Source organism: Desulfobulbus propionicus DSM 2032, assembly GCF_000186885.1.
Classification (GTDB): domain Bacteria; phylum Desulfobacterota; class Desulfobulbia; order Desulfobulbales; family Desulfobulbaceae; genus Desulfobulbus; species Desulfobulbus propionicus.
Genome location: NC_014972.1, coordinates 546,544 through 558,573, shown reverse-complemented (window position 1 = coordinate 558,573; position 12,030 = coordinate 546,544). Strand labels below are relative to the sequence as shown.

The window sequence follows — 12,030 nt, the reverse complement described above, 5'->3', positions numbered from 1 at the left end:
GCTGATCTCCATCGGGTGATGGTTGGCGGATGCGGCCTTAAAACGATGAAGAATGTAACATATTTACACAAAATCAACAATTTGATAGTTAAACTTGTCGCAGGCTACTGCATTTAATTTTCAAGAAACCCTTTATAAATATTTAGACTTCGCCATAACAAACATAAATAATATTTTAAGTATCTTTTATTTTACAAATATTCCACTCGCCAACATAGCTCTTCCTATTGGTATTTCATTTTACTGTTTCCAGGCCATGTCATATACAATCGATGTATACCGCGAAACGGTAAATCCTCAGTACAATTTAAAAAAATTTGTTCTTTATATATCTCTGTTTCCACAACTTATTGCTGGACCAATTGTTCGATACAGTGATATTTTTCAACAACTAAATAATCGCAATCTCATACTCGCTAATGTTTATGAAGGAATTGTTCGTTTTTGCATTGGACTTGCAAAAAAAATTTTAATAGCTGATACAATGGGAGCAATAGCAGATAAAATTTTTATATCACAACCTGAACAAATTCCAACAGCGGCAGCATGGATGGGAAGTGTTGCGTATGCATTACAAATATACTACGATTTTTCTGCCTATTCTGATATGGCCATTGGATTAGGGCTTATATTTAATTTTCACTTTTTGGAGAATTTTAAATTTCCTTATGGTTCTTGCTCAATCAGTGATTTTTGGCAAAGATGGCACATTTCATTATCTTCATGGCTAAAAGATTATCTATACATTCCTCTCGGAGGAAATAAGATTTCTAGAACGCGTACTTATGTAAACCAATTAATCGTTTTTTTTCTTTGTGGACTTTGGCATGGGGCTTCATGGAATTTTGTCGCATGGGGACTTTGGCACGGGTTAGGATTGATCATTGAAAAAACAACCTTTATCCATTTCTTGCAAAAATGCCCAAAGCCTATTGCAAACGGCTATGTATTGATTTTTGTCATCATTGGGTGGGTTTTCTTTCGCTCTCCAGATTTACCGTACGCTATGATCTATCTCAAAAACATGTTTTTAGGCAATCAATCTTACGATATTTATTCCTTCATGCCACTATGGACAGACTGCCTGACATTTAGCAACATGTTGCTACTAGTTACAGGATGCATTTTTGCTTACCCTATTCAAAGATTCTCACACAACTGCCTCATGAAAAAAAATACAGGAATATTAACTATATTTTTAGTATTTATCGCATCTTTTCTATTTGCAATGACAAATTCTTTTAGCCCTTTTATATACTTTAGGTTTTGAAATGAAAAAAAAAATTTTTATATGTGCTATAGTTGCAACCTTAATAATTCCATGGTTTAAATTACCTCAACCTGAAATTACAGGAGTAGAAACAAAACATATTTTTCCAAGTTTTACATTCGATTTTTTTTTCAAAACAACGTATCAAAAAAATATTGAAAAGTGGTATACAAGTAATTTTGGCTCACGGAACACTTTTCTTATCGCAAAAAATACAATATATGAATTATTAAATTTTGGACAATTCCATTCTGGTCACTCAGGAAACATTTTACAAGGAAGAAAAGGGGTACTTTTTGAGAAAGGGTACATTTTATCAAAATTCTCAAAAATGGATGATGTCGATCATCATTTAATAGCTAAAGACATCGTGACATCACTTTCTAAATTTCGTAATAAATTAAATGAAATGGGCATAGAATTCTTTTTCATCATGGCCCCAAGCAAGGCAGATTGCCGTGAGGATGCTATACCTATACTGTGGAAATACAGGCAAAATCATTTACAACCATCAACATCTATCTATCCAAAAATAGAAAAATTACTTCATAAAGAAAATATACACTATATAAATTCATTAAAAGAAATTCAACAACTGAATTTAACGAAAGACGCCTTCCCGGATAGTGGAATTCATTGGACAATGCATTGTTCTGCTATAATTTTAACCAAAGCGACAGAAATTTTAAACGCAAAAAACAAGGAAAAATTTCCAATAGTGACTATTTGTAATGTAAAAAAAACAATGCAATCTAATTATGCCGAGAGAGATATTGCATCCCTTTTAAATATTTACCCTCGATATAACAAAGGGAGAACATCATGGAATATTGCCGATTTTAAACCTACCGAATTTCAGAAATCGATCAACGCACTTATTCTTGGGGATAGCTTTTCCGATCAATTAAGACCGAATATTCTTCGTTCAGGTTTTTCTACGGACACAAAACTTATCGGCCGCGGTAATTGGTTGCCATCTCGTGACGAGTTGTTTTCTATACTCAAAAAAACAGATTTGGTAATTTTAACATATACCTATCCAGCATTAGTGAATAACCGTATTGTAAAAGATATATCATCAATAATTTCATGTATTGATGATGTTAGTTTTTCGGAATGGTATGGTCATGAAAAATCTTTAAATGGGCGATGGTCAAAAGCAAATTCAACTATTCACTTTTTAAATGATGGCTCTATTGAACATTTATTGTCTTTCCAAATTTTAAGAAAATCAAAAACGGCAAATCGAGTAAAAATATTTGTCAATAACAATATTTTCCATGATATTGATCTTAAAAATGTTTCTTTACCGTTAAACATAAACATTAAAATTCCTCAATCTATACTAAAACAAAGAGAAAATCAAGTTTTGGTGCAAACCAACTTCCCTAGCTCTCCTGTTTCCCTAGGAACAGGGAACGATTCAAGAGAATTAGGCGTATTTTGCAATAACTTTTCGATTTCTCGGCAGTGACGCATCTTGTTGATCAGTTCATAAATTAGCGAACATCTGGTGTACTCAGCCCATGAACGAATTCGATGGGCGTAAAATAAATCGCAAGGCACTTGAAGCAATTCGCATACGTGCCGTGAAGCGAGTTGAAGCAGGGGAAAGTCCCGAAGCTGTCATTAAGGCGCTTGGGTTGACCCGTTCTCGTATTTATGAATGGATCGCAAAGTACAGGGAAAGAGGAATCGAAGCGCTGCGGAGCAGCAAGGCCAGCGGCCGTCCGCCCAAGCTTCCCGGCACAGCATTGCACAAGATTTACAGTTTGGTTGTCGGCAGAAACCCACGGCAGTTGAAATTTCCCTTTGCGCTTTGGACCAGAAGCGTGGTGCGGGAATTGATCCGGCACGAGTTTGCTGTTCGCTTGAGCGATGTCTCGGTAGGACGCTTGCTGCACAGGCTTGGTCTGAGTCCTCAACGTCCAGTCCGGAGAGCGTTTCAGCAAAATCAACCTCTTGTTGTCGACTGGATGGCCAAAGACTTCCCCAGGATCAAGAAAATGGCCCTTGAGGCAGGCGCCGACATCTTCTTTGATGAACGAGGCGTCGGTCCGCTCCGATTATCATTCTGGCACTACCTGGGCGCCCAAGGGTGAGTACGGTTCATGGCCACTGAAAACAACGTGAACGCCATCATGCAATCACTTCAACAAGTTAAGGGAATCTTGAAATTTAGTTTAGCAAGCCCCGGCACCATTCACCGGCAATTTTATTCACAAAGACCATGCTCTTCTGGCTTTTAATCCGATCGGTTTTGCACCTTGGCGGTGCCTCGCTCTGTGCTCGATGGCGGTCTTTTGCCAGTTTGCCGCACTCCGGGCACACTTCACCTGCTTGCAGCCAGAAGCATCCCCATTCGGTCAATGTTGTACACCAGGTTGCGCAAGCCGATCGGCTCAAATGCCAGAAGAGCATGGTCTTTGTGAAAAAAATTGTCGGTGAGTGCAGCCGGGCCTTGCCGAGCTAAGTTTCAAGATTCCCATTAGTTAATACTCTTCAACAAAATTATCAAATCAGATAGGATCGATTAAATTGTTATGAACATGACTGACCACGACCTCATAGTTTTTTTGCACATCCCAATGGTGTTAGGCGCTTCAGCGAAAAATTATTTTAGAGGAAATTGCACAGGAAGCGTTTTATGGCTTGGAGAAGATTTCACACGGGATGATCTCATAAAATGGGACGATCAAAAGTTTCAATACGCTAATGTTATTGGTGGGCATTTTTCCTACTCCTTGACCACAGGAATAAAAAAGGGGAAAATTTATGTATCTATTATCACCGACCCTATTATTCGTGCAATAAATTTATATAGATATATACAAAATACCAATTCTCATCATTTACATATAGATGCGAAGAAACAATCGATGCAATCTCTTATTGAGAATAATCCTATTTTTCGCTCTCAAATCAATAATTTGCAGGTAAAATTTTTATCTGGCCTCTCTATCGATTTACAACACAAAGGAAATTTTCAAACCGCTCTAGACAATATAAACAATAATAACTTTTATGTTGCATCTGAGGATAATGTTCAAACGTTGTTCAATCGTCTTTTTAGCGATATCGATGGAAATTTCTTGTATAATTTTTCTTTAATTAGAAACTACAATCAATCTGACAAGATAGACGAACTTTTCAATGACGAATCTCTCATTGATAAAATCAATAGCCTTAATGATGAAGATAAAAAACTTTTTAATTACTTTAATAAACCTGGACTAATAGTAACCCCAGAAGGTACTGTTTCAGAACATCCTGACAGCTCGCATTTGCCCGAAAAACTTGTCTTCATGCATATTCCCAAAACAGGTGGTACAAGTTTACATGATATTTTGACAAACTTGGTTCACCCTGAATTGATTTGTCCGGAGCGCTATAATACTCTAAAATTTTTCGATCATAATTATCTGAATCAATACTTCTTTTTCTCAGGACATTATGACTGGGAAAGCGTCAGCAACATACCCGGAAAAAAGAAAATTTTCACAATCCTACGTGAACCAAAAGCAAGAATACTTTCGCTCTATCATTTCTGGCGCTCTCATACCTGGAAAGTGATCGAAGAAAAAAATCTAGGGGGGCCAAGATTAGCAAAGACGCTTGATCTTGTTGATTTTCTTGCCTCTGAGGATCCTGGAATTGTAGGAAACATTGATAATGCACTCGTTAGGAATCTTATTGGCCCTGTTTATATTGGCCCAGATCGAGGCTTTCTTTATCCGTCTGACGAGGTTGTTCAACGAGCGCTCAGGAACCTTGAAGCCATGGTGGTGGTAGGTGTTCTGGAAAATCCAGATTACGGAATTACCCATGTATTAAACAAGTTAGATTTACCCGTGCCAGCGATGATTCCTCGATCTAGGGATTCTACTAAGTTCGCCGAACAACCCAATATGGAATTTGTCGAAAAACAACCTGTTTCTGAAGAAGCAGAAGAATTATTAAAGAAATTAACAGTATTTGACAGGATAATTTACGAACATTATTATAGAAAATATTCATCAAATCTAATCAATGACTAACCGTATAATTAAATAATTTAAACATGAAAATAGCACTTATCACCGGCATCACTGGTCAGGACGGCCCGTATCTGGCCCAACTCCTTTTGGAAAAAGGGTACACAGTCTATGGCACCTACCGACGGTCCAGTTCCGTTAATTTCTGGCGCATGGATGAGTTAGGTATTAGTAATCATCCAAACATGCATCTGTTGGAGTACGACCTGACCGATCAGTCCGCCAACATTCGTCTCATTGGCCAGGTCCGGCCGGATGAAATCTATAATCTGGCGGCGCAGAGCTTTGTGGGGGTCTCGTTTGATCAGCCCATCGCCACAGCCATGATCACCGGGCTGGGGGCCTTGCATCTCCTTGAGGCCATTCGCATTGTCGACCCAAAAATCCGTTATTATCAGGCCTCCACGTCTGAGTTGTTCGGATTGGTCCAGGAAGTGCCACAACGGGAAACCACCCCCTTCCACCCCCGTAGTCCTTACGGTGTGGCCAAACTCTACGCACATTGGATCACGGTTAATTATCGTGAGTCCTACGGTATATTCGGGGCGAGCGGCATTCTCTTCAATCACGAATCGCCGTTGCGCGGTCGTGAATTCGTCACCCGCAAAATCACCGACAGCATTGCCAAAATCAAGCTGGGGAAGCTCGACGTGTTGGAACTGGGCAACCTGAGTGCCAAGCGCGACTGGGGCTATGCCAAGGAGTACGTTGAAGGCATGTGGCGGATGCTGCAAGCCGATACACCGGATACCTATGTTCTTGCCACGGGCCGGACCGAAACAGTGCGCGATTTCGTCAGCATGGCCTGTAAGGCTGCTGAGATCGACATCTTTTGGCAGGGTGAGGGTCAGGATGAGGTGGCGGTTGCGACCGCGACCAACAAGGTAATCGTCCGTGTTAATCCTGCCTTTTATCGCCCCGCTGAGGTGGAACTGCTCATTGGCGATGCGTCCAAGGCCAAACGTGCATTAGGCTGGGCACCCAAAACAACCTTGGAGCAGCTCTGCGCCATGATGGTCGAGGCGGATCTGAATCGCAATGAACGCGGATTTTCATTCTGACAAACCCTGTGCCCTGATCACCGGCATGACCGGTTTTACCGGGCACTACCTGGCCGAGGCACTGCGCCGCGATGGTTACCAAGTCGTCGGTACCTGCCATCACGACTTCTTGTCGACCGAAAGCGGACTGTTCGCCGTCGATTTGTGTAACCTTGAGCAGGTGCGCCAGATGGTGGCAGATGTGCGGCCGCATGTTGTCGCTCATCTCGCTGCAATTTCATTTGTCGCTCATGGCGATGTTGAAGCCATGTACCGGGTCAATATCCTGGGTACAAGGAACTTGTTGGAGGCACTGGCAGGTCTACAAATACAACCTCACGCCGTCCTGCTCGCCAGCAGCGCCAATATTTACGGCAACGCCCCGGTTGAGGTGATAGACGAGTCGGTTGCGCCCGCTCCAGCCAATGATTATGCTGTCAGCAAATTGGCCATGGAGTACATGGCGCGCTTGTGGATGGAGCGGCTGCCGATCATCATCACTCGGCCGTTCAATTACACAGGAGTTGGGCAAGCGCCCCAGTTTCTGCTGCCCAAGATCGTCAACCATTTTCGGCGTGGCGAACGGGTGATAGAACTCGGCAATATCGGTGTCGAACGCGATTTTTCCGATGTTCGTACCATTGCCCAGGTCTACGCGACCCTCCTTAAGCAATCGCCCGCCGGCGAGATGTTCAATGTCTGTTCGGGGCAGGTGTATGCGCTCAAGGAGGTGCTGGCGATGATGGCCGAAATCGCCGGCTACGAGATTGAGGTGCGAGTCAACCCGGCCTTCGTGCGCGCCAATGAGGTGAAGCGCCTGCAGGGGGATGCAGGCAAATTGCGACGGACCATAGGCGATATTAGGACAATTCCTTTACGGGAGACTTTGCGCTGGATGTACGAGGCTCCGGTTTCTTAATGCGTATCGGCGTCGATGCACGACTTCTTTCCGAGCCGGTCACCGGCATAGGCCGCTATACAACTGAGCTGACCCGCGAGTTGGTGCAATTGGGAGGAAACTTTTATCTGTATACACCGAAACCTCCCCTTGCTTCGGACTGGAACAATGACAATGTGATTCTGCGTTCCAGCCGCTTTGAAAGTCGGATCGGTAAAATGCTCTGGTCTCAGACGGTATTGCCTTATTGGGCCGCTCAGGACAAGGTTGATGTCTTCTGGGGCGCCACCCACAGATTACCTCGTGCCCTACCCGCTTCCATGGCCCGTGTGGTCACCATCCATGACCTGGTGTGGAAATGTGCCGGTGAGACCATGCGGCCACTAAGTCGATGGTTGGAAGGGCGTCTGATGCCGGACGCTATCCGCTTGGCCGACCGCATCATGGCTGACTCGAACAGCACCGCAGAGGCGGTAACAGCTGAGTTTCCCAATGCAAAGGATAAGGTTCGGGTCGTACATCTGGGGGGGACCTTTCATGCTCGGCCAGCTACCTTCGCAGCACTTGAAACTTTCGACATTGATCGCCCGTATTTTTTATTTGTCGGCACCCTGGAACCGAGAAAAAACCTAGATCGACTTCTGGCAGCGTTCGCTACTCTTCCGGAAAATTTGCGCGCGGAAACATTGCTCGTCATTGCCGGCGGCAAGGGTTGGGGCGGCGTTAATATTTCTTCACTTTTGCAGCAGTATGACCTGGAGCGAAATGTCCTGGTGACCGGTTATGTTAATGATGCCCAGCTTGCAACCCTTTATGCCAATGCGAAATTTCTCGTCATGCCTTCCCTTTACGAGGGATTTGGCCTGCCTCTTGTCGAGGCAATGTCCTATGGGGTACCTGTTTTAACTTCCGATTGCTCCTCACTTCCGGAAGTCGCAGGCGATGCAGGCCTACTTGTTAACCCACACGATTCCCAAGCAATCGCCGATGGCCTTGTCGAGTTGTTGACCAACGACACCCGGCGCCTAGCACTAGCGGCCAAGGCCCAGGAGAATGCCGCACGATTTTCCTGGAACAAGGCCGCGATCCGAACAATGGAAATTTTTGCCGAAGCAGTCAATGAACGAAGGGCTCGGTTGAGGTTGCGCCTGTGACTAACAGACTCAGGGCACTTCATGTGTATCGGACCTATTTTCCTGATCCCCCTGGTGGCTTACAGGAAGCGATTCGCCAGATTGCGTTGGCCACCCAAGCTCAGGGAGTCGATTCTACTATTTTTACGCTCAGCCCACACCCAGAACCGTCACGTCTAGAACGACCAGAGGGCAGCGTCGTACGCTGTCGATCTTGGCTGGCTCCTGCGTCTTGCGATCTAGGAGGACTTGATTCCTGCAGGACATTCAGGACACTGGTACGCCAGTCTGATATTCTTGTGTATCATTTCCCTTGGCCGTATGCGGATATCCTACATGCCTTAGGCAGCTGCGGCAAACCCTCAGTGATGGTCTATCACTCAGATATCGTCCGTCAACGTCTTCTTGGAATGACATATAAACCGATCATGGTGCATACATTGCACTCGATGGCCGCCATCGTTGCCACTTCAACGACATACGCACAAACCAGCCCAATTCTGTCTCTTCCTACCCTGCGCCATAAAGTACGCATCATTCCACTGGGTATTGATGAGCATTCTTATCCTACGAGCAGTGACGATAGCGTCTTTGTTCGTCTGCAGTTACATGCAACAGACCCCTATTTTTTATTCGTCGGCGTGCTGCGGTATTACAAGGGCCTCCACTCATTGATCCGTGCCGCAAAAGATGTAAATGGGAAAGTGGTAATCGCCGGAACGGGACCTGAACAGGAACGCCTTGAAAATTTGGTCAAAGATGCCGCTGTGAACAACGTGATTTTCGCTGGTCGAGTAACCAATACCGAAAAAATTGCTCTTCTTCGGCATTGCCGTGCTGTTGTCCAGCCCTCTCATCTTCGCGCTGAAGCCTTTGGCATGACCTTGGTCGAGGCCGCCATGTTCGCACGCCCAATGATCTCCTGTGAAATCGGTACCGGTACGTCCCTCGTCAACAAGCACGCGGAATCTGGGCTAGTCGTGCCCCCTGAGCATCCGTTCGAATTGGCACAGGCAATGAATTGTCTGTTGCAGGAAACACTTTTTGCCAAAAAATTGGGGAACGGTGCCCGTGCCCGGTATGAAAAATTTTTCTCAGGACCCGCCTTGGGGAAAGCGTACGCAAATTTATTTGCTGAGATGACTCGTTAAATATAGTTCAAGCAGAAATGTCCAGTAAAGTGAGTTTGCCTGTGACTACGCAGCGGATGCGACAAGTAGCACTGTAATCGGCTTTGGTCGATAAAGTAGCGGCGGTCTAAAATTTTCCACAACAACTTCAGTGATTGCGGCTCATCTTGGCTGGCAATGTTGCGAGGAAGAAATCCAGATCCATATTGAGCCAGGAAGCGCTCCACACACACCGACACTTTCGCCGAATCGCTACCGCTCTTCCTCAAGAAAAATCCGCCGGAGCTTGTAAAAATAATCGATTCCCGACCAAACGGTGAGCACTAACGCCACATACAAAATGGCAAGACCAATTTGGTGGAGGGAGGGGATAGGCAAGACGCCAAGAGGGAAAATGAGTGTTCCCAAACCGATATACTGGATGGTGGATTTCCATTTCCCAAGACCGCTGGCCGCCACCACCACGCCGCTGGAAGAAGCGACACCACGCAGGCCGGTGACCACAATTTCGCGACAAAGGATGATCAGCGCCACCCACGCGGGGAGTTTGCCGGAAGGAATGAGCATGACCAAGGCCGTGGTGACCAGCACCTTGTCCGCCAACGGGTCCATCAATTGCCCCAAGACGGTGACCGTCTTGTATTTTCGGGCAAAATAACCGTCAATCCAGTCGGAACCGGCGGCGATGGTGAAGACCAGCCACGCGGTCAAGGCCGTGGATGGTGTCTGTTCGAGGAGCAAAAGCAACATCAGGCAGCCGGAAAGAACAAACCGGCTGCCTGTGATCAGATTGGGAAGATTGAGAATTTTGGCACTGCGATTCAATTGACGGTTACCATTTGCCGGACATTGATATTTGAGGGAAGCGATGTCCGGCCGCCGTTGCGGTAGGAACGATAAGTTTCCATCACCTTGGCGACGTAGTTTTGGGTTTCGGGGATACTGGGAATAACCCCGTATGGAGCTACATTCGCCGGACCTGCGTTGTATGCAGCCAGACTTAATTCCACATTCCCATTAAAATTGTCAAGCAGATACCTCAGATATTTCGTGCCGCCGTTAATATTCTGCAACGGATCAAACGGATCATGCACCCGTAGATCCTTGGCCGTGCCGGGCATGAGCTGCATCAAACCTTGCGCGCCCTTGGGAGAGATCGCGTTGGGATCGAAATTGGACTCCGCCTTGATCACCGCTTTGATCAGCAGAGGATCGACCTGATGGTTCATGGCCGCCATCTGAATATAGCGATTCAAGGTCTGCGGCGCGGTGCGGTACCCAAAGTAGTTGCCGCGATAATCCCCCCTGTTCGGCACATTGGCCCGAGCCAATCCGCTGGTCGAACGTCGAGTGATGACCCGAACGAGTTGATCTTCCGGCGAACCCAATCGTCTGGGCGGTTTATTACTCAGTTTGTATCGCCCGCTCCCCGGTACATTGGTGTAATGGCAAATACCCCGGGCATCGACATAGGCGTACATCGCCGCCCCTGCCGAAACCGGCAGTGAAATCACCAAAAGGAGAAATACTGTCAGACGAAGGCGGGAGAGCATACGGTACCTTGTTTATTTTTTACGTTTTTCCCAATCGGCGAGGAATTGCTGCATGCCGATGTCGGTCAACGGGTGTTTCGCCAGCTGGGCAATGACCTTGTAGGGGATGGTGGCGATATCCGCCCCGAGCAAGGCTGACTCGACCACATGCATCGGACTGCGGACCGACGCAACGATGACCTCGGTGGCGAAGCCGTAATTGCGCAGTATAGTCATTATATCGGCAATCAGATCAAGACCGTTTACCGAAATGTCGTCGAGACGGCCGACAAAGGGACTGACGTAGGTGGCGCCGGCCTTGGCCGCAAGCAGGGCCTGAGAGGCCGAAAAGATCAGGGTGACATTGGTTTTGATACCCTCGGCCGTCAATCGTTTCACCGCCTTGAGCCCTTCTTCAATCATCGGGATCTTGATCACGATATTATCCGCGATCTTCACCAACTCACGTGCCTCGGCCACCATGCCGTCCGCCTCCACGCTGATGACCTCGGCGCTGACCGGCCCTTCGACCAGTTGACAAATGTCCTTGAGGATCTCAAGAAAGGGCCGGGGTTCCTTGGCCACCAACGAGGGGTTGGTGGTCACACCATCGACCATGCCCAAGGCCAGGCCTTTTTTGATTTCTTCGATGTTGGCGGTATCGATAAAAAATTTCATGATTCTCCTTGCTCCGTTTGCCCGGCAAATTGATCACAGCACTGTTCGCTGCAGAAATAATAGGTTTTCCCATCCCTGCGCAGACGCAGGGCCTGGTGTTTTGGAATCAGGACATGACAGACCGGATCTTCGACCAGTACGTCCTGGGGATCAGAAGTAGCCATGTGAGCGTTTGTGGATCGTTTTGCCCCCCAACCGCCTCGCAACATGCGCCAGCCGATATAGCCAAGAGCGATCAGGAACACCAGGCGCAAGGGGGTCATGTATCCACCGATTTCGCCTTGGAATGTTTCGCCATAACCGTATCCAGCATGG

The 12,030-nt window shown here is 46.4% G+C and carries 12 protein-coding genes; 8 read left to right on the top strand and 4 right to left on the bottom strand.

All coding sequences use genetic code 11. The annotated features are described in order from the left end of the window. Nucleotides 1-94: 94 nt before the first annotated feature. The 8 genes from DESPR_RS17695 to DESPR_RS02590 all read left to right on the top strand — a co-directional run bounded on the left by DESPR_RS17695 (nt 95) and on the right by DESPR_RS02590 (nt 9,526). Complete coding sequence (locus DESPR_RS17695; protein WP_081457928.1) at nt 95-1,270, top strand: MBOAT family O-acyltransferase; 1,176 nt, start codon at nt 95-97, stop codon at nt 1,268-1,270. Between the two features lies 1 nt (nt 1,271). Beyond that, nucleotides 1,272-2,744 carry a hypothetical protein gene (locus DESPR_RS18280; RefSeq protein WP_015723261.1) on the top strand — a complete coding sequence of 491 codons (1,473 nt, stop codon included), beginning with the start codon at nt 1,272-1,274 and terminating at the stop codon, nt 2,742-2,744. Nucleotides 2,745-2,796: 52 nt separating this feature from the next. Further along, complete coding sequence (locus DESPR_RS02615; RefSeq protein ID WP_052302039.1) at nt 2,797-3,372, top strand: winged helix-turn-helix domain-containing protein; 576 nt, start codon at nt 2,797-2,799, stop codon at nt 3,370-3,372. A gap of 441 nt (nt 3,373-3,813) precedes the next feature. Beyond that, nucleotides 3,814-5,307: a sulfotransferase family 2 domain-containing protein gene (locus tag DESPR_RS17690; RefSeq protein WP_015723260.1), complete on the top strand. Its 1,494-nt coding sequence runs from the start codon at nt 3,814-3,816 to the stop codon at nt 5,305-5,307. A gap of 23 nt (nt 5,308-5,330) precedes the next feature. After that, entirely contained in the window at nt 5,331-6,365 is a 1,035-nt protein-coding gene (gene gmd, locus DESPR_RS02605; RefSeq protein ID WP_015723259.1) for a GDP-mannose 4,6-dehydratase, read from the top strand. Further along, nucleotides 6,343-7,263, top strand: a complete 921-nt coding sequence (locus tag DESPR_RS02600) for a GDP-mannose 4,6-dehydratase (protein WP_015723258.1) — start codon at nt 6,343-6,345, stop codon at nt 7,261-7,263. The genes gmd and DESPR_RS02600 overlap by 23 nt, the downstream gene beginning before the upstream one ends. After that, nucleotides 7,263-8,396 (top strand): glycosyltransferase family 4 protein, encoded by a 1,134-nt coding sequence (locus DESPR_RS02595; RefSeq protein WP_015723257.1) that lies wholly within the window; start codon nt 7,263-7,265, stop codon nt 8,394-8,396. Before DESPR_RS02600 ends, DESPR_RS02595 begins: the two co-directional genes overlap by 1 nt. Then, on the top strand, nt 8,393-9,526 hold the full coding sequence (locus tag DESPR_RS02590; protein WP_015723256.1) for a glycosyltransferase: 1,134 nt from the start codon (nt 8,393-8,395) through the stop codon (nt 9,524-9,526). The genes DESPR_RS02595 and DESPR_RS02590 overlap by 4 nt, the downstream gene beginning before the upstream one ends. Before the next feature lie 231 nt (nt 9,527-9,757). Here the strand turns inward: DESPR_RS02590 and pgsA are convergent, their stop codons facing one another. From pgsA to DESPR_RS02570, 4 genes are all read right to left on the bottom strand, one after another. Further along, nucleotides 9,758-10,255, bottom strand: a complete 498-nt coding sequence (gene pgsA, locus DESPR_RS02585; RefSeq protein ID WP_245529476.1) for a CDP-diacylglycerol--glycerol-3-phosphate 3-phosphatidyltransferase — start codon at nt 10,253-10,255, stop codon at nt 9,758-9,760. 71 nt (nt 10,256-10,326) lie between these two features. Further along, complete coding sequence (locus tag DESPR_RS02580) at nt 10,327-11,058, bottom strand: lytic transglycosylase domain-containing protein (protein ID WP_015723254.1); 732 nt, start codon at nt 11,056-11,058, stop codon at nt 10,327-10,329. Nucleotides 11,059-11,070: 12 nt separating this feature from the next. After that, nucleotides 11,071-11,715, bottom strand: coding sequence for a fructose-6-phosphate aldolase (gene fsa / locus DESPR_RS02575; RefSeq protein ID WP_015723253.1), 645 nt, complete (start codon nt 11,713-11,715; stop codon nt 11,071-11,073). Beyond that, a complete protein-coding gene (locus DESPR_RS02570; RefSeq protein WP_015723252.1) occupies nt 11,712-11,978 on the bottom strand; it encodes a YHS domain-containing protein in 267 nt (88 codons plus the stop codon). Before DESPR_RS02570 ends, fsa begins: the two co-directional genes overlap by 4 nt. Nucleotides 11,979-12,030: the final 52 nt, after the last annotated feature.

What these genes read in the sequence shown, in the direction of transcription:
- DESPR_RS02600 (WP_015723258.1), top strand. Translation starts at nt 6,343, where the DNA reads ATGAACGCGGATTTTCATTCTGACAAACCCTGTGCCCTGATCACCGGC.
- fsa (WP_015723253.1), bottom strand. Translation starts at nt 11,715, where the DNA reads ATGAAATTTTTTATCGATACCGCCAACATCGAAGAAATCAAAAAAGGC.
- DESPR_RS17690 (WP_015723260.1), top strand. Translation starts at nt 3,814, where the DNA reads ATGAACATGACTGACCACGACCTCATAGTTTTTTTGCACATCCCAATG.
- gmd (WP_015723259.1), top strand. Translation starts at nt 5,331, where the DNA reads ATGAAAATAGCACTTATCACCGGCATCACTGGTCAGGACGGCCCGTAT.
- DESPR_RS02595 (WP_015723257.1), top strand. Translation starts at nt 7,263, where the DNA reads ATGCGTATCGGCGTCGATGCACGACTTCTTTCCGAGCCGGTCACCGGC.
- DESPR_RS02570 (WP_015723252.1), bottom strand. Translation starts at nt 11,978, where the DNA reads ATGACCCCCTTGCGCCTGGTGTTCCTGATCGCTCTTGGCTATATCGGC.
- DESPR_RS18280 (WP_015723261.1), top strand. Translation starts at nt 1,272, where the DNA reads ATGAAAAAAAAAATTTTTATATGTGCTATAGTTGCAACCTTAATAATT.
- pgsA (WP_245529476.1), bottom strand. Translation starts at nt 10,255, where the DNA reads ATGTTGCTTTTGCTCCTCGAACAGACACCATCCACGGCCTTGACCGCG.
- DESPR_RS02615 (WP_052302039.1), top strand. Translation starts at nt 2,797, where the DNA reads ATGAACGAATTCGATGGGCGTAAAATAAATCGCAAGGCACTTGAAGCA.
- DESPR_RS02580 (WP_015723254.1), bottom strand. Translation starts at nt 11,058, where the DNA reads ATGCTCTCCCGCCTTCGTCTGACAGTATTTCTCCTTTTGGTGATTTCA.